The organism is Halomonas qinghailakensis (genome assembly GCF_025820815.1).
Lineage (GTDB): Bacteria > Pseudomonadota > Gammaproteobacteria > Pseudomonadales > Halomonadaceae > Vreelandella > Vreelandella qaidamensis.
Genome location: NZ_CP096973.1, coordinates 115,719 through 132,879, shown reverse-complemented (window position 1 = coordinate 132,879; position 17,161 = coordinate 115,719). Strand labels below are relative to the sequence as shown.

General features: G+C 52.4%; 14 protein-coding genes. 4 read left to right on the top strand and 10 right to left on the bottom strand.

What is annotated here, in order from left to right; genetic code table 11:
- The first annotated feature begins 32 nt into the window (after positions 1-32).
- Positions 33-563, top strand: coding sequence for a cytochrome b (locus tag M0220_RS00635; protein WP_030069175.1), 531 nt, complete (start codon positions 33-35; stop codon positions 561-563).
- A gap of 105 nt (positions 564-668) precedes the next feature.
- Here M0220_RS00635 and M0220_RS00630 read toward each other — a convergent pair whose 3' ends face one another.
- The 3 genes from M0220_RS00630 to M0220_RS00620 form a co-directional block, all read right to left on the bottom strand.
- Positions 669-1,847 carry a vWA domain-containing protein gene (locus M0220_RS00630; protein WP_264018381.1) on the bottom strand — a complete coding sequence of 393 codons (1,179 nt, stop codon included), beginning with the start codon at positions 1,845-1,847 and terminating at the stop codon, positions 669-671.
- 3 nt (positions 1,848-1,850) lie between these two features.
- Positions 1,851-2,705 carry an AAA family ATPase gene (locus tag M0220_RS00625; protein WP_030069180.1) on the bottom strand — a complete coding sequence of 285 codons (855 nt, stop codon included), beginning with the start codon at positions 2,703-2,705 and terminating at the stop codon, positions 1,851-1,853.
- A gap of 107 nt (positions 2,706-2,812) precedes the next feature.
- A complete protein-coding gene (locus tag M0220_RS00620) occupies positions 2,813-2,998 on the bottom strand; it encodes a hypothetical protein (RefSeq protein WP_030069183.1) in 186 nt (61 codons plus the stop codon).
- Between the two features lie 249 nt (positions 2,999-3,247).
- Here M0220_RS00620 and dauA point away from each other — a divergent pair, with 249 nt between their 5' ends.
- Positions 3,248-4,999, top strand: a complete 1,752-nt coding sequence (gene dauA, locus M0220_RS00615) for a C4-dicarboxylic acid transporter DauA (RefSeq protein WP_264018380.1) — start codon at positions 3,248-3,250, stop codon at positions 4,997-4,999.
- Positions 5,000-5,071: 72 nt separating this feature from the next.
- Here dauA and M0220_RS00610 read toward each other — a convergent pair whose 3' ends face one another.
- Positions 5,072-7,075, bottom strand: a complete 2,004-nt coding sequence (locus tag M0220_RS00610; RefSeq protein WP_264018379.1) for a sigma-54-dependent Fis family transcriptional regulator — start codon at positions 7,073-7,075, stop codon at positions 5,072-5,074.
- A gap of 293 nt (positions 7,076-7,368) precedes the next feature.
- On the opposite strand from M0220_RS00610, the gene M0220_RS00605 reads away from it, so the two are divergent.
- Positions 7,369-9,183 (top strand): NAD(P)/FAD-dependent oxidoreductase, encoded by a 1,815-nt coding sequence (locus M0220_RS00605; protein ID WP_030069190.1) that lies wholly within the window; start codon positions 7,369-7,371, stop codon positions 9,181-9,183.
- 15 nt (positions 9,184-9,198) lie between these two features.
- Positions 9,199-10,263, top strand: coding sequence for a 2,3-butanediol dehydrogenase (locus M0220_RS00600; protein ID WP_318784689.1), 1,065 nt, complete (start codon positions 9,199-9,201; stop codon positions 10,261-10,263).
- 364 nt (positions 10,264-10,627) lie between these two features.
- Here M0220_RS00600 and pepQ read toward each other — a convergent pair whose 3' ends face one another.
- The 6 genes from pepQ to M0220_RS00570 all read right to left on the bottom strand — a co-directional run bounded on the left by pepQ (position 10,628) and on the right by M0220_RS00570 (position 17,082).
- Positions 10,628-11,917, bottom strand: coding sequence for a Xaa-Pro dipeptidase (pepQ, locus tag M0220_RS00595; protein WP_264018378.1), 1,290 nt, complete (start codon positions 11,915-11,917; stop codon positions 10,628-10,630).
- An 83-nt stretch (positions 11,918-12,000) separates the two neighbouring features.
- A complete protein-coding gene (locus M0220_RS00590; RefSeq protein WP_264018377.1) occupies positions 12,001-12,912 on the bottom strand; it encodes a LysR family transcriptional regulator in 912 nt (303 codons plus the stop codon).
- Between the two features lie 49 nt (positions 12,913-12,961).
- Positions 12,962-14,026, bottom strand: coding sequence for an ABC transporter ATP-binding protein (locus tag M0220_RS00585; protein ID WP_030069201.1), 1,065 nt, complete (start codon positions 14,024-14,026; stop codon positions 12,962-12,964).
- A gap of 41 nt (positions 14,027-14,067) precedes the next feature.
- Complete coding sequence (locus tag M0220_RS00580; protein ID WP_030069203.1) at positions 14,068-15,084, bottom strand: ABC transporter ATP-binding protein; 1,017 nt, start codon at positions 15,082-15,084, stop codon at positions 14,068-14,070.
- Positions 15,085-15,091: 7 nt separating this feature from the next.
- On the bottom strand, positions 15,092-16,036 hold the full coding sequence (locus M0220_RS00575; RefSeq protein ID WP_030069206.1) for an ABC transporter permease: 945 nt from the start codon (positions 16,034-16,036) through the stop codon (positions 15,092-15,094).
- The gene (locus M0220_RS00570) at positions 16,033-17,082 is read right to left on the bottom strand and encodes an ABC transporter permease (protein WP_264018376.1); all 1,050 of its coding nucleotides are present in this window, start codon (positions 17,080-17,082) and stop codon (positions 16,033-16,035) included. The genes M0220_RS00575 and M0220_RS00570 overlap by 4 nt, the downstream gene beginning before the upstream one ends.
- Between the last annotated feature and the right edge of the window lie 79 nt (positions 17,083-17,161).

Genomic DNA, 17,161 nt, shown 5'->3' with positions numbered 1-17,161 from the left:
TATTGTTGATTACTGAGGTCGAGGAACCGTATATGGCGCTAGCAGTGATGGATACTAATAAACGCTATGGAGTGGTCAGCCGCCTGCTCCACTGGGGGATGGCACTATTATTTGTATGGCAATTCAGCAGTGCTGCGGCGCGGGTGTTTTTTGAGGACACGCCGCTCGAGTCTTTTTTATGGGGTACTCACAGCCAAGTGGGCGTTGTGCTCCTGGCGCTTGTGGTCATGCGAGTCGCCTGGGCGTTAATCAATACATCGCGCCGTCCGCCATCCGTTAGCGTGATGGCTAAACTGGGTCATTTGGCGCTTTACGGGCTAATGATTGCGGTGCCGACCATCGCGCTGATTCGTCAGTACGGTTCAGGCCGAGCGCTAGATGTGTTTGGAATTAACCTAATGCCTGGCTTCGATGGTGAAAAAATTGCCTGGATGACAGATCTTGGCGGTTTGTTGCATGGTGAACTCGGCTGGGCACTGCTGGCGTTGATTGTGGGACATGTGGTGATGGCAATTTTGCATCGAAAATTGACTAACCACGATGTGCTGTCACGCATGACTTAGTGATAAGGTGTTAGCTAATTAAGCGAACAAAAACGGCGCGTTCAATTGAACGCGCCGTTTTTTTGGCTAGCGTCGAGGCAGGGGAAAGCGTTCGCCGTGACTGTGTTACTTGGCTAGCTCGCGCATCGCCGTCTCCAGGCCTTCCATGGTCATGGGGTACATACGGTCATCAATGACGTCGCGAATTAACTGGGTCGAATAGGTATATTCCCAGGCACGGGGGGGCATTGGGTTTAGCCATGCCAAGCGTGGAAACGTCTCGGTTAAACGTTTCAACCACACGCCGCCTGGTTCGTCATTGAAGTGCTCTACGCTGCCGCCAGAGTGAGTAACTTCGTAAGGCGACATGGCGGCATCACCGACTACCACCACCTGATAGTCCGCCCCGTAGGTGTGCAACACATCCATGGTCGGGATGCGTTCGTTACGGCGCCGCATGTTATTGCGCCAAACCCCTTCATAAAGGCAGTTGTGGAAGTAATAATGTTCTAAATGCTTGAATTCGGAACGTGCCGCTGAGAACAGCTCTTCGCAGACGCGAATATGATCATCCATCGACCCGCCGACATCTAAAAACAGCAGCACTTTAACCGCGTTATGACGTTCGGGGCGCATTTGGATATTGAGCAGTCCCGCATCCCGAGCGGTTTCGCGTATGGTGCTGTCCACATCAAACTCATCCAATGCGCCTTGGCGGGCGAACTTGCGCAGCCGCCGTAAGGCCATTTTGATATTGCGGGTGCCAAGTTCAAGCGAGTCATCATAATCGCGAAAGCGTCGCTCGTCCCACACCTTGGTGGCGCGACGGTGGCGCGAGCCATCCTGGCCAATGCGTATGCCTTCTGGATTGTAGCCATACGCCCCAAAAGGGCTGGTGCCACCGGTGCCAATCCACTTGTTGCCACCTGCATGGCGCTCTTTTTGCTCTTCTAGACGCTTTTTAAAGGTCTCGATCAGCTCCTCAAGGCCGCCTAGGGATTCAATTTTGGCTTTCTCTTCGTCGCTGAGCTGTTTTTCAAATTCGCGCCGCAACCATTCATCGGGAATGAGCGCCTCAATGGCCGAATCCATGTCTTCAATGCCTTTAAACCAGGCAGCAAAGGCGCGGTCAAAGCGGTCAAAGTAGCGCTCATCTTTGACCATGACGGTACGCGCTACTTGATAAAACGCGTCCATATCGGCAAACACGACGCCTTGTTTTACCACGGCGTGAAGGTCGAGCAATTCGCGCAGTGAAACGGGCACACCGGCACGTTTGAGGGCATCAAACAGACCAATAAACATGGCTTAGCGTCCCGTACTCTTTTGGCGACGCATCATGAACGCTAAGCGCTCTAGCAGGTGAGTATCCTGCTCGTTTTTAACCAGCGCACCCGCCATTGGTGGCAGGGCTTTGGCTGGGTCGCGGTGATAGAGCGCCTCCTGGGCCAGCTCGTCGGCCATGAGCAGCTTGAGCCAATCGACAAGCTCCGAGGTAGAGGGCTTTTTCTTGAGCCCAGGAGCGTTGCGCAGATCGAAAAACACTTCCAAAGCTTCGCCGACCAGCTTGGGGGCGATATCTGGGAAGTGGACATCCACAATGGCTTGCATGGTCTCGCGGTCGGGGAACTCGATGTAATGGAAAAAGCAGCGACGCAGGAAGGCGTCAGGCAGTTCTTTTTCGTTATTTGAGGTGATCACGATAATCGGTCGCTGTTCGGCGCGGATGGTTTCGCCGGTTTCATAAACATGAAACTCCATACGATCCAGCTCTTGCAGCAGGTCGTTGGGAAACTCGATATCCGCTTTGTCGATTTCATCAATCAGCAGAACCACGCGCTCGCCCGCGGTGAACGCTTCCCATAGCTTGCCGGGCTTGATGTAGTTACCGACATTTTCCACCCCTTCAACGCCCAGCTGGGAATCGCGCAGGCGGCTGACCGCATCATACTCATAAAGCCCTTGGGCGGCTTTGGTGCTGGACTTGATATGCCAAGTAATCAGCTTAGTGCCCAGGGATTCAGCGAGTTCCTCGGCCAGCAGGGTTTTACCGGTGCCGGGTTCGCCTTTAATAAGCAGTGGACGTTGCAGCACGACCGCAGCGTTGACCGCCTGTTTGAGTGCATCAGTTGCGATGTAAGAAGAGGTAGAATCAAACGCCATGGGGAGTGCCTCGGCTTGTCGAAACGAGTTGTTGAAAAATAGATTCAAACAAGTGTACGTGAGGGTAAACCCCAAGGCCAACTAACGACAGCTTCTATGCAGTCAGCTCAAGGTGTTTGTTCATTTTTGGTTATCTGCGCTAAGTAATCCACATCGTGCTTATGTAGGTAGTCACGTATTAGTTGTCGCACTACTTGCGAGGGCGTCAGATCCTGTGATGCACATAGCTTTTCAAAGGCCTGTTTCTTTTGAGGATCTATGAGCAGCGTGAGCCGAGCAGTCTTCTTTTCCATTACCATCCCTCCATAACATTAACATTAACATTTAATGTTAATGCGCTATCTTTGTTATCGCAATGACTTAGCCGTCACCACACTAGAGAGTATCTTGTGTCAATTGCATAAAATTATAACCACATGTTAATGTCATTAACATAATTACGCTCTCTAGGCCGACTGCTTTGGGCAACGCTTTCCCGGCAAATGTGCTGCATTGCAGAGAGATCGATTGCCAAGATGGGTGACTACAAAGAGGGCTAGCGTATGTCGCGCCAAAAATTTCCCGTTAACTTTCCTATTGCCACTGGGCTTCGCGCCGCGTGGCGGGACGGTTATGGATTCGCTGATTTACGCAGAGATGTGATGGCAGGCCTCACCGTTGGTACCGTGGCAGTGCCTCTGTCAATGGCCTTGGCAATCGCTACAGGAGTGCCCCCTCAGCATGGTCTTTACACCGCGATTGTTGCGGGTGCCATCATCGCGCTAACGGGCGGTGCCCGTTTCAACGTGTCTGGCCCGACGGCTGCCTTTGTCGTCATCCTTTTCCCGATTGTCCAGCAGTACGGGCTAGGCGGTTTGCTCATCGCATCAATGATGGCTGGCGTTATCTTGATACTGCTAGGCGTTACCCGGATGGGCCGACTGATTCAATTTGTTCCTTACCCAGTCGTGCTTGGATTTACAGCAGGCATCGCTGTTGTGATTGCCGTTCTGCAGGTGCCGGATTTCCTCGGCCTGGAAACAGGTAAGCTTGGTGAGCACTTTGTCGAGAATGTCACCGTTATCGTCTCTTCCATGCCCACGTTAAACCCGCTTGAACTGAGCGTGGGCGCCTTCACGTTGATCGTCATGCTTATCTGGCCACGCCTACACATACCCATCCCTGCGCCTCTTGTGGGGTTAGCTGTCGGGGCGTTTGTCGCTTATGGGATGAACCATTGGTTGAGTGGTCCCGGCGTGGGAAATGCTGTGGAAACGATAGCGACCCGTTTTACCTGGGAAATAAATGGAGAAACAGGTCATGGAATCCCGCCTATTCCGCCAACGTTGATGGCCCCTTGGCGTTTGCCAGGGGCCGATGGTGAGCCTCTGCAGTTAAGCTTTGAGCTAATCCGGGCACTTTTAGGCCCGGCGTTTGCTATTGCGATGCTGGGAGCTATCGAATCGTTGTTATGCGCGGTTGTGGCAGATGGTTTGACGAAGACCAAGCACGACCCCAATGCTGAGCTGATCGGCCAGGGGTTGGGAAATATTGTTGCACCTCTTTTTGGTGGCATCACCGCAACGGCTGCGATTGCGCGCACGGCCACCAACATTCGTAGTGGGGCCCGCTCACCGATATCTGCTGTGATTCATGCGCTCGTTGTTTTACTTGCGGTCGTTGCACTTGCTGGGCTGCTCGGTTTGGTGCCTATGGCAGCCCTTGCCGCACTGCTGTTTATTATCGCGTGGAATATGAGTGAGGCACGTCACTTCCTGAAAACGCTACGTTCAGCCCCTCCAGGGGATGTGAGTATCCTTGTGATATGTTTTGGCTTAACCGTGCTTTTCGATATGGTTCTGGCCGTTGCGGTGGGCGTTGGGTTGGCCGCTGCTCTGTTCATCCGAAGAATGTCCATGCTGACTCAGACTGATCAAATTGATGTTGACCATCACTCTACAACCCATGGGCTGCCCGCAAAGGTGGCAGTTTATGACATTAATGGCCCGCTGTTTTTTGGGGCTGCGGAAAAAGCGCTTAAATCACTGCATCTGATCGACCCGGCGATTGAAACAGTCATTATCGATATGCACGATGTGCCAAGTATGGATGGCACCGCCATTGTGGCTTTTCAGTCATTAATCGCTGAAATGAAGCATCAGGGCGTTAGACTGATTATCGTCGGCTTGAAAACAAGAATCATCGTTAAATTGCGCCGTGCTGGTGTTCACAAGGTGGCTGGGTCATTGACGTACTGTCGTCATTTGGAACAAGCAAGCGTCGTGGCCCAGCGCTGGCAGAAAGAGCACGCTTGATCGTCTGTCTAGTCGATTCTGTTTAATAGCACAGAACTCCTAAAGGCCGATAAGCGCGTCAGTATCGATTTATCATCCTTGCCAATTGGGGGGCACTATTCCTTGGCGCTGCATTTGCCGGTAGACCGTAGGCCGTGAAACGCCTAGCGCACGGGCAACCGCGCTAATATTCCAGTGGTGTTGCTTGAGCAGGTGGGTAAGTGAGCCTGGCTGAGATTCACTGGCATCGGCTACAAGCTGCGTCGCTTCGTGGCGAGTAATTCGTTGGCTAAGGCACTGTTCTGGCAGGTCGTGAACGGTTATTTCGTCACTTTCTGAGGTTGCCAGGGCAAAGGCGAGAGCATTTTTAAGTTGGCGAATATTGCCGGGCCAGGAGTAGGCGAGTAGTGCACTGATGGCATCTGCGCGCAGGCGCGGCGATACGTGCGTGGCGCGTTCGGTGGCGACGTCTTCAAATACGCGGCGGATAACATACAGTTTGTCGGCGCGTTCACGTAATGCGGGTAAGCGCAGCTGCGCGCCGTTAAGCCGGTAATAGAGGTCTTCGCGGAATTCCCCTTGCTGAATCATTTCTTCGATATGTCGATGGGTTGCTGTAATAACGCGAATGTCGATTTTTACTGGCGTGTTAGCGCCTAGCGGCATGACTTCCCGTTCGGCCAGCACGCGTAACAGCCTAGTTTGTAGCGCTAATGGCATATCGCCGATTTCGTCTAGAAACAGCGTGCCACCATGGGCCTGAGGAATAAGCCCACGCATCCCTTTTGAACGGCCACCGGTAAAGGCGCCAGGTTCGTAGCCAAACAGTTCGCTTTCAATCAATGACTCGGGAATGGCCGCACAATTAACCGCAATAAACGGTTGTTTGGCGCGATTGCCGCTTTTGTGCAGTGCGCGTGCAACCACCTCTTTGCCGGTGCCGGTTTCGCCGCTAATCAGCACGTTAACGTTGGTTTCATTGCGCAAACGTTCGGCCAGCTTTTGCACTTTGCGCATGGCGGGGTCGTCGGCACCTAGCCTGGCCAATGGTTCCGGCAGTTCAGACGCAGGCGGTGTTGTCCGTTGTGCCATGCGAGGGCGGCGGGGTTCCAGCAGGCTAATAAAGTGTATGGTGTTGCTGGCGCGAGCGCGGAAGGCACGCAATTGATCATCAGTACCGCTATTAATACTGAGTATATCGGCGATCTCACACTCAAATAGTTCACCCAGCATTGGGGTGTGATTTGCAGACCACGGTGGCCAGCGATGCTGGTGCTCGGCGATGAGTTCGCGGCCTACGGCGTTGGCGGCGATCACCTGTCCATTCTCTTCAATGGCAATTAAGCCACGCCCGTTGACGTGGACAAATTCTCGGGAAGTATCTAGACGCACCATCAGGCAGTCGCGGTAGCGCTGAAGAAAATAGGCATCCTCAATCATGCGTGCATAAAGCGTTACTAGCGATAGGCTGAAATTCTGGCTTTCGTGTTGCGTAGGTGACTGCAGCGCGGAGATATCTAACACGGCCATCACATTACCCTGAGGGTCAGCAATGGGGGCGGCGGTGCAGGTCAGTGAAATATGGGAAGCATCGAAGTGTTCCTGGCGGTGGCAGATGATGGCCTGGCGATCATGTAAACAGGTGCCAACAGCGCAGGTGCCAGCAAAGCGTTCGTCCCAGTCAGCGCCCAAGTAGAGGCCTGCTTTGCGTAATTGCTGGTCCTGGTTGGGATCACCGCGAAACTCAACGGTAATACCGCGGTGGTCGGTGACCAGTAGCACGTAGCCAAGTTGGGCTATTTGTCCATAGAGCTGATCGACCCCAGCGCGGGCGACATGCAGTAACTCGTCAACAGACTCGCGGTGCTCAATCAGGGTTTGCTGAGGCACTACCCGTGCTGGGCGTGGGTGAGTGGGGTCTAGCTGATAGTCATTTAGGCAGCGCAGCCAGGAACGACGAATGGTGGCCTGTGCAGGTAAGCAGGGGGCGTCTAGCCCTTCACCGAGCTGAAAAATATGCTCGATATGTCGACGCTGTTCAGACTGAAGCTGTGTAGTTGCCTGAAACTGTTTAGTGGCGTGCGTGTGATGCAGCATGGCGTTACTCATTGGGCGCTGTTGTTATTGTTCTTTTAGCCTATGCGCTTTGCCCCCAGAGTCAACGTGGGCTGCTTACGCCGTTAGTCGTGCGTTACACCTGTAACGTTTAGCTGTAAACAGCGTGACAGGTGTACGACTCTTTCGCTGTCTTATCTATTTGTCTGCATGTAAATAAATTATATATTTTTCAATTGCTTATTTTTTATATGGTTGGTTTGGCACGGCGGCTGCTATGTATTGGGTGCATCACCGTTAACTCAACAATAACAACTGCACATGGGGTACCCGCTATGTCAACGATAAAGGCACAAGGCCCGCAAGCCGCCACGGCAACTGTTCAAGGGTGGCTTCGCGATTTTGATGCTGCTCTTCAAGGCCAGGATGTTGAGCGCGTGCTGTCTCTGTTTGGAGACGAGTGCTACTGGCGCGACTTTCTTACCTTCACCTGGAATTTAAAAACCTGCGAAGGCAAAGATGAAATTCAGGCCATGCTCAATGCCACGCTCAATAACGCACAGCCTACGGATTGGCAGTTAGACGGCGAAGCCACTGAAAATGGCGACATCTATGATGCGTGGTTTACTTTCAAAACAGCGGTTGCCAGTGGTAAAGGCTATTTGCGTCTTAAAGAAGGCAAGTGTTGGACGCTGTTAACGACCATGCAAGCGCTGAATGACTACCCTGAGCAGTGCAATCACCATCGCCCAAAAGGGGCCGAACACGGTGCCAATAAGCAGCGTGAAACGTGGTTAGAGTCACGACAGCGTGAAGAAGCGGAGCTTGGCTACACTCGGCAGCCGTATTGCGTGATTATTGGCGGCGGCCAGGGTGGCATTGGCTTAGGCGCACGGCTAAGGCAGCTGGGCGTGCCAACGATCATCATTGAGCGAAACGAGCGCGCGGGAGATTCCTGGCGTAACCGCTATAAGTCACTCTGCTTGCACGATCCAGTGTGGTACGACCACCTTCCCTATATTCCATTCCCAGATAACTGGCCTGTGTTTGCCCCTAAAGACAAAGTGGGCGACTGGTTGGAAATGTACACAAAAGTGATGGAGCTCAATTATTGGAGTTCCACTGAGTGTCAGAATGCTAGCTATGACGAGGCCGCAGGGGAGTGGGTGGTTAAGGTTAAGCGCAACGGCGAGGAGATCACGCTACGACCCAAACAGTTAGTGATGGCTACCGGTATGTCTGGGATGCCCAATGTGCCGACATTTCCAGGGGCGGAAAGCTTTGAAGGTGAGCAGCAGCACTCTAGCCAGCACCCAGGGCCGGATGCCTATAAAGGCAAGAAATGCGTCATCGTGGGCTCAAATAACTCGGCCCACGATATTGCCGCAGCGCTGTGGGAGCACGATGCTGATGTCACCATGCTGCAGCGTTCATCGACCCATATTGTGAAGTCGGATTCGCTGATGGAAGAGGTGCTAGGGCCGCTTTATTCGGAAGAGGCGGTGGCAAGTGGGCTAACCCATGAAAAAGCCGATCTGGTGTTTGCCTCGATTCCTTACAAGGTGCTGCCAGATTTCCAGCGCCCCGCCTTTGAGGCGATTAAAAAGCGCGATGCCGAGTTTTATCAGAAGCTTGAGAACGCAGGCTTTATGCTTGATTTCGGTGACGATGAATCGGGGCTGTTTTTGAAGTATTTGCGCCGTGGTTCAGGCTATTACATTGATGTAGGGGCTTGCGATTTGGTCGCCAGTGGCGACATCAAACTGCGCAGCGGCGTGGGCATCGAACGCATTAACCCGCACTCCATCACGCTGACAGATGGCAGCGAGCTTGAGGCTGACCTGATTATCTATGCCACCGGTTATGGCTCGATGAATGGCTGGGCGGCACGGCTTATTTCTCAAGAAGTGGCCGATAAAGTCGGTAAGTGTTGGGGGTTAGGTTCCGACACCACTAAAGACCCCGGTCCATGGGAAGGTGAACTGCGCAATATGTGGAAACCCACTCAGCAAGAGGCACTGTGGTTCCATGGCGGCAACCTACACCAGTCGCGGCACTACTCACGCTATCTAGCGCTGCAGCTAAAAGCCCGTATGGAAGGGTTAGACACCCCTGTTTATGGCCTGCAGCCAGTTCATCACAGAGCATAAGAGAAGGAGTAGCAAATGAGTGAGTCAACCATGCAGGCAGCGGTTTGGTACGCAGCGAAAGACCTTCGTGTTGAGCAAATGCCAATACCAACGATTAACGACCCTCATGAGGTAAAGGTCAAAGTAGCGGCGTGTGGTATTTGTGGTAGCGATTTGCATGAGTACGCTGCCGGGCCGATTTTTATTCCAGTCGATAAACCACACCCCATTAGCGGTGAACAAGCACCGATTATCATGGGTCATGAATTCGCCGGTGAAGTGGTTGAGATAGGTGACAAAGTAACGCGGGTTAAAGTGGGGGATCGCGTTGCCATAGAGCCGATTCTTTCACCCAATAAGGATGGCGCTTATCAAATGGAGCGCTATAACCTCACGCCGCTATTGGGCTTTCATGGCCTTTCCGGCGGCGGCGGTGGCTTCTCGGAGTTCACCGTGATGGGTGAGCACATGGTACATAAGCTGCCGGATGACCTCAGCTTCGAACAAGGGGCACTAGTGGAACCCGCGGCGGTTGCCTTACATGCGGTGCGCCAAAGCAGTTTAAAAGCGGGGGATAGCGCGGCAGTGTTTGGCGCAGGCCCAATTGGGTTAATGACCATTGAAGCGCTGAAAGCTGCGGGTGCCGCTCAAATTTACGCCGTTGAAGTCGCGCCTTCACGTAAAGCCAAAGCTGAAGCACTTGGTGCAATTGTGGTTGACCCGCAGCAAGAAGATGCCGTGGAGAAACTGCAAACGTTAAGCAATGGCGGCGTTGACGTGGCGTTCGAGGTGACCGGGATTCCGGCAGTGCTGAACCAGTCGTTGCATAGCACCCATGAAGGCGGCGAAGTCATTGTGGTGAGTATTTGGGAGGGAGAGGCAAGCTTCCAGCCAAATGACCTAGTCATTAAAGAGCGCACCATGAAAGGGATTATTGCCTATCGCCATGTTTATCCGGCGGTGATGGCACTCATGCAGCGCGGCTACTTCCGCGCTGAAGATATGGTGACTCAACGCATCCCGCTAGCAGATATTGTCGAGGAGGGGTTTGAAGCACTGTTAAATGACAAGGCGCAGGTGAAAATCATCGTCACGCCTTAACCCAATAGCTGTGTTAATCACGCCAGGTTGACGCATTGTGAGGCAGAGGTGCCCAAAAATGTGCAGTGCTGGTGCATTTTATTTGCTGCAATGCGTCGTAACACTTTTGAAAACCAGTAATTTTATATTAAGTAATTGTTTTAATTTAGTTATTAAAAAATTGGCACGCAGATCGCTATATATTAAGTAAGCAGCAAATGAATAGAGTTGATAGATGAACTAGGTCTCTCTCCCTTCTTTGCTACATCGCCCCAGCTTGTGCTGGTAAGCGATACACCGAGTGAGCTGGCGTGCTCCACCTGGGTCCCCTTCGGGGGACTTTTTTTATGCGCCCGACCTAAATGTCGGGCGTGTTGTGTTTGCGTTATGGGGTCAGGTTTTGCTGGCTGTTCTCCGTCACGACAATGTTATCTTCAATACGAATGCCGCCACAGTTGGCTAGCAAGTCAACGAGGCTCCAGTTGATCGGTAGCGTTTTGTTGCGCAAGGGCTCTAATAGCATTGGGATATAGTAAAACCCAGGCTCTATGGTTACTACCATGCCAGGGCGCAGTGTACGGGTTAAACGTAGCGCTGGATGCTGTTCAGGAGCAGGGGCGGGTGTTCCGTCTGGATGACGCAGCCCTGCCACATCGTGAACCTGCAATCCCAACGAATGCCCTAATCCGTGTGGGCAAAAGGCCCGCGTAATCCCCTCATCAACTGCCTGTTCTGCACTGCCCTGGAAAAGATCATTGGCAATAAGAATATCTGCCAGCAAACGATGCATTTGCTCATGTAGCGCAATGAACTCCACGCCTGGGGCAACGCTTTCTACCAGCGTATCTTTTAACTGATTAATATCATCAATTAAGTTGCGATAGAGGCTTGGCGCGTCAGGTCCAGCATAAGTGCGTGTAATATCCGCGCAGTAACCGCGAAAACGGCGTCCAGCGTCAACCAGTAGGCTATGTCGCTTCGTAGGGCTGCTTAAGCCGTAGTGTTGGTAGTGTAATACGCCTGCATGGTTATTCAGCCCAATGATGTTCTGATAGGGAACATCGGACTCCCGCTGTCTGCTGGCAGCCAAGTACGCCAGTTGAATATCTAACTCAGCCGATGCGCCAATAAATGCCGCCTGCGCTGCTTGATGTCCTGCCATGGCGAGCCGGTTAGCTTCACTCAAACAGGCAATCTCATAAGCAGTTTTAAACATGCGTAGTTCGTCTAGAGCGTTAACCAGCGGTTGCGGTTGGTACTGTGCGTCTAGCGCGAGTTGTGTGGTGGGATCAATATCACCGATCACAGCAGCGCGGCCAGCTAGCGTTGGTAGTGGTTTTTCGCTACACAGCTGAATATCAAACTCAGTAACCCACGGCTCTTCAGGCAGGTGGGTAGGCAAATGCCAGAAATCAGCTGGCGCATACAGGTGTAGCTGCGGGCGTTTTTCCGGTTGAATTACCAGCCAGCTGTGCTGGATGTCGGCCATGCCTACCCAGTGCATAAAATGGCCGTAGGTTTGGAAGGTGGGTGCTTGATCATCGCCAAAGTGTGGGTTGGCGTGGCCGCTGTAAATGGCCACGCTATCGAGACGGTGACTGGCTAACAGGTCTGTATAGGTTTGCTGTAAATGTGTTAAGTGGTCGCGCTGCAAGTTAAACAAAGAAGCTGACATTCAGGTGGGGTCCTTTTTTAATGGCGGCTAGACTAGGATCTTAGAGTTCGTTATCAAATTAGGTGTTGGTGCTCATCGCTGGTTCAATTGCGTGGCGGAGCGAGCTCACTCCACAAGCTATCCAGCTCGGCGTGATGCTGGTTCTGGTGACGGTATAGGCGCAGCTCCATCGGTACGTCCCAACGGCTATCGCCTGCTCTAACTAATGTTCCGTTGGATAGCTCAGCAGCTATGTTGCGTTCGGGTAACCAGCTCATGCCATAGCCAAGAAGAACCAACTCTTTAATGCCCGCCGCATAGAGGTTTTCACTTTGCGCCGTGAGGTAGGTACTCTGCGGTAGACGAGCAAGGTGCGCCTTTACCGCTGAGCCTAATAAGCCCCGCTTTGGATAGGCCAGCCAAGGCGCGGGCTGCTGGCGTGAGCCGGGTAGCAACGCGCAAGGTGCGCCATTCATATCTAGGCCTGTGACAGGAATTAAACGTTCGTGACCAATGACCCGATACGTGCAGGCACTGGTATCAATATCTAAATCGCACCGCCCGATGGGCCAATAGCAGATAGCTAGATCGCACTCTGCCCGGCCAAGCGCTTGAAAATAATCGCTTGCTACCCAGCCAGTTGCGCGTAAATAGGGCTGAATACGTTCTTGCCAGCCCGTAGACGCAAGCCATTCTGGCAAAAACTGCGGGAGTAGACTTTGCGGAGCAGCCACCATGATACGCCGTTGTTGTCCGGCGCTGATTTCACGCACGCGGTCACGCGTCAAGCGCACGCGATCGGTTACCTGCTCGCAAAGCGTCAGGAACTCTTCTCCCGCGGGGGTCAGCGAAAGTGGCAACGTTTGCCGGTTGATCAGCGTTACGCCCATCTCTTCCTCTAGCAATTTAATGCGCCGTGAAAAGGTGGGCTGTGTAACATGCTGCTCATCCGCTGCGCGGGAGAAGTGTCGCGTTCTGGCCAGGGCAATAAAGTCTTCTAGCCAGCGAATTTCCATGTCTTACCTCGCAGTGATGCCAAATATAGTGCTGTTGTTGAAACTGGCGTCATAGGCGGCCTTCTTCAACAGCGTGGCACGCAACACGAGTGCCGTCATCTTGGGTTTGCAGGGCGGGAATTTCCTGGTGGCAACGGGCGTTGGCGTAGGGGCAGCGGCCATGGAATACACAGCCGCTTGGTAAGTTGACCGGTGTAGGCACTTCGCCGGTAAGACGAATATGCTGCGGGCGATCATCTTTTAAGCGCGGAATTGCGGAAAGTAGCGCCTGGGTATAAGGGTGACGTGGTTTAGCAAATAGTGTCGCTGTCGTTGCCACTTCACATACGGTGCCTAAATACATCACGGCTACCCGGGTGCCAAAGTGCTCAACAACGGCTAAATCGTGGGTGATGAATAAATAAGTTAGGTTACGCTCTTGTTGCGCCTCCATCAGCAAGTTGAGCACTTGGGCTTGGATAGACACGTCCAACGCTGAAATAGGCTCGTCGGCGACGATAAATTCAGGATCAACGGCTAGGGCGCGTGCAATGGCGATACGCTGGCGCTGGCCGCCGGAAAATTCATGCCCAAAACGCTTGCCCCAGTCGGGGTCAATGCCTACTGAACCCATAACGTCTTGAACCTTTTCAAGTATCTTTTCACGGTTCCAGTTTGGGTGGTGTAGGCGCAGCGGCTCTTCCAGCGTCTGCTGAATTGTCATCCGGGGGTTAAGCGATGCGTAAGGGTTTTGGAAAATCATTTGCATGCGCTTGCGATAAGGCAAGAGCTGGCGCGAGCTTAAGTTGTCGATGCGCTGTCCGTCATAGCGAATCTCACCCTCTGTGGGGGTGAGTAAGCCCATAACTGTTCTGGCAACAGTGGATTTACCACAGCCAGATTCACCCACTACACAAAGAGCTTCGCCGCGCTTGATATCAAGGTTAACACCGTTAATCGCGTGAACATGCTCTTGGTGACGAACTAGCTTGCCGCCTTTAAAGCGCAGCTGTTCCAAAAAATCCCCTGATAAAGAAAAACGCTTTTTTAGCCCTCGAATTTGCAGTAGCGATTCACTGCTCTCTTCGTTTTGAGTGGGCGTCGTTTGAGTAGACGACTTGGTTTGAGTAGGCATAGCTTGATTCGGCGACGTACTAGGGGTTTCTACCTGAGCACTCATTGTGTTTCCTCCTTCAGGCGACGATCTTCAAGCATTTCAGCCACCATATGGCAGGCAACACGGCAATTGCCGGATTCGACAAATTCAGGTACTTGCTGGGTGCAGGCAGGGCGTGGCTGACCATCTGCTCTATTGATGAAGTCGCAGCGAGGATGAAATGCACAGCCACTGGGTAAGTTAGAGAGTGACGGCATGCTGCCACGGATCTGATTGAGTTTTTCGCCGGGTGTCGCCATTTGTGGTAATGCGTTGATCAGCCCTTGGGTATAGGGGTGCTGCGGATCATTGATAATTTCCCGCGTGAGGCCTTGTTCAATAACACGACCTGCATACATAACCAGCATACGCTGAGTGACCTGACTCACGACACCCAAGTCGTGAGTGATAAGAATCAAGCCCACATTGTGCTGTTCACATAGCTCAAGCAGCAGTGCCATGATTTCCGCTTGGATGGTCACGTCCAGGGCGGTAGTCGGTTCATCGGCAATGATAATATCGGGGTCGAGCAGCAGGGCGATGGCGATGATAATACGCTGACGCATACCACCAGAAAGCTCGTGGGGGTATTGATCTAAGCGTGTTTCTGGTGACGGAATCTGAACTTGGCGCAATTTATCCAAGGAAATAGCGCGTGCTTCTTTGGTGGAGATACGTCGATGGGCTTTTAGGCACTCGACCATCTGTTCACCAATTGAGAGCACGGGATTTAATGTCATCATCGGGTCTTGGAAGATCATCGAGATGCGGTTACCACGTACTTTGCGCAGACCGCGCTCAGACATGGTGTTAAGCGTCTGACCTTCAAATTTAATGCTGCCACCCGCTATAAAGCCGGGTTTAGCGATCAGGTTAAGCAGTGAGAAAGCGGCGACGGATTTACCCGCGCCAGACTCGCCCACGATGCCTAAGCGTTCGCCGCGTTCCAGGGTGAAACTAACATCACGTAATGCGCGCACTTCCCCTTGGCGAAGGGCAAAACGAACGTCGAGTTGGGAGACTTCAAGTAGCGCCATGGTGTCCTCAGCCTTTGTAGAGTCGTGGGTTCATGACATCGCGCAGCCAATCGCCCAATAGATTGATAGACAGCACCAGCACAATGAGTACCGCACCAGGAATTAGGGTGATCCACCAAGACCCCGACTGTATATAGTCAAAGCCTGATTTAATTAGCGATCCAAGCGATGGGTGGGTTTCAGGCATACCCAAACCTAAAAACGACAATGCGGCTTCTGAAATAATGGCGTTGGCAATTTGCACCGTCGAGATAACAAAAATCGGTGAAAGCGTATTGGGCAAGACGTGTCGGAACATAATGCGCTTGCTGCGTAGGCCCATGACCCGTGCGGCATCGACATACTCTTTATTTTTCTCAGCCAGCACCGAAGCGCGCACCGTACGTGCATACTGAGGCCACTCGGCCAACCCAATAATCAAAATAAGCATGAGCACGGCATATTGGCTGTAAAACGCGCTGCCCATGGTGGCTTTCACCAGTGCACCCACCACGATAGCGACCATCAGGGTGGAAAATGACAGCTGTATATCAGCTAAGCGCATCAAAAAAGCATCGATGCGACCGCCTAGGTAGCCTGCCATTAAGCCGAATGTTACGCCGAGCAGTGCTTGAAGTATGACCGCGCCAAAACCAATCAGTAACGATACGCGGGTGCCGTAGAGAATAATCGACCATAAATCGCGCCCCTGGGCATCGGTGCCTAAGCTGTAACGCTCATCGGCTCCCTCAATCCAAAAGGGCGGTAACTCAGACGACATAATATCGATATGACGTAGATCATAAGGATCAGTGGGGGCTAGCAAGGGCGCTGCAAACGCTGCAATCACCAAGCAAATGAATACTGCGAGGCATAGTTGAGCCGTGCGGTCACGTTTAAAGCTGTACCATAAATAAGAGTCGCGCAGGCGTTCCCAGCGGCTAGGTGCAGTCGTTGTTGTGGGCGTTGTCATGCGGGCTTACCTGTCAGTTTTACGGTGGGGTTCACGAAGCCGTAGATCAAATCCACAATGGTGTTCGTCACCACGAAAATGACGCCGACAATCATCAGGTAGGTAACGATCAGTGGTATATCGGCTCGGTTAATTGCATCAAGGAACATCAGTCCCATGCCCGGCCATTGGAAAACGGTTTCTGTCAAAATGGTGTAAGCCACCATGGTACCAATCTGTACACCGCCAACGGTGATAACTGGCAGCATGGTGTTTTTAAGCGCGTGAACAAAGTAAACACGGCGCATTGAAATGCCTTTGGCACGGGCGTACTTCACGTACTCTGACTGCAGTACTTCCATCATTTCCGCGCGAATCAGGCGGATAAACAGCGGCAGCATAATAGATGCGAGTGAAACAGCGGGGAGTACCAAATGCTGTAAACCATTCCACGTGGCTAAGTTGGTGTCCCAGTGGCCTACCACATGCACTAAATCATAGCCGCGGCCAAAGGATGGCATATTACCCTCTGTCGATAGCAGGTCATTTAGCCAAGCTCCCCAGCTGGTACTTTCAGGAAACAGGGTGACGGTGATACCAATCGAGAAAATCTGAATCAATAAAATGGCGGTCAAAAACACTGGTATTGAAATGCCGATAATGGAAGCACCCATAAAAAAACGCGATATGAAAGAGCGAGGTTTTATAGCGCTATAAACGCCAATGGGCACAGAAAAAAGCACAATAATAAGCGTGGCCGCAAAAACGAGTTCGAGGGTGGCAGGCAAGTGACGAGCAATTACTTCAAGCGCAGGTTCGCGGTAGAAGTAGGAGTACCCGAAGTCGCCTTGCACCGCATTTTTCGCAAAGCGTGCATACTGAACTAGAAACGGATCATTTAAGCCTAAGCGTTCGCGAATGGCTTCACGTTCGCTTTCGGGGACCGACTGTCCGACCATCTGCTGTACAGGGTCACCCAGGTTATCCTGGATGGCGAAGGCCAGTACACTGATGACAAACATCACCAATATCGCGTGCATCAGGCGCTTGATTAAAAAAGCAATCATGGCGTACGCCACCTATGTCATAGGTTTAATAGAGAATTAATTGCAAGTAAGGGTTGAGCTTATGGTGAGGCTGTTAACC

Coding starts and splice junctions, on each gene's coding strand:
- M0220_RS00635 (WP_030069175.1), top strand. CDS start 33: ATGGCGCTAGCAGTGATGGATACTAATAAACGCTATGGAGTGGTCAGC.
- M0220_RS00630 (WP_264018381.1), bottom strand. CDS start 1,847: ATGTTTATTGGTCTGTTTGATGCCCTCAAACGTGCCGGTGTGCCCGTT.
- M0220_RS00625 (WP_030069180.1), bottom strand. CDS start 2,705: ATGGCGTTTGATTCTACCTCTTCTTACATCGCAACTGATGCACTCAAA.
- M0220_RS00620 (WP_030069183.1), bottom strand. CDS start 2,998: ATGGAAAAGAAGACTGCTCGGCTCACGCTGCTCATAGATCCTCAAAAG.
- dauA (WP_264018380.1), top strand. CDS start 3,248: ATGTCGCGCCAAAAATTTCCCGTTAACTTTCCTATTGCCACTGGGCTT.
- M0220_RS00610 (WP_264018379.1), bottom strand. CDS start 7,075: ATGCTGCATCACACGCACGCCACTAAACAGTTTCAGGCAACTACACAG.
- M0220_RS00605 (WP_030069190.1), top strand. CDS start 7,369: ATGTCAACGATAAAGGCACAAGGCCCGCAAGCCGCCACGGCAACTGTT.
- M0220_RS00600 (WP_318784689.1), top strand. CDS start 9,199: ATGAGTGAGTCAACCATGCAGGCAGCGGTTTGGTACGCAGCGAAAGAC.
- pepQ (WP_264018378.1), bottom strand. CDS start 11,917: ATGTCAGCTTCTTTGTTTAACTTGCAGCGCGACCACTTAACACATTTA.
- M0220_RS00590 (WP_264018377.1), bottom strand. CDS start 12,912: ATGGAAATTCGCTGGCTAGAAGACTTTATTGCCCTGGCCAGAACGCGA.
- M0220_RS00585 (WP_030069201.1), bottom strand. CDS start 14,026: ATGCCTACTCAAACCAAGTCGTCTACTCAAACGACGCCCACTCAAAAC.
- M0220_RS00580 (WP_030069203.1), bottom strand. CDS start 15,084: ATGGCGCTACTTGAAGTCTCCCAACTCGACGTTCGTTTTGCCCTTCGC.
- M0220_RS00575 (WP_030069206.1), bottom strand. CDS start 16,036: ATGACAACGCCCACAACAACGACTGCACCTAGCCGCTGGGAACGCCTG.
- M0220_RS00570 (WP_264018376.1), bottom strand. CDS start 17,082: ATGATTGCTTTTTTAATCAAGCGCCTGATGCACGCGATATTGGTGATG.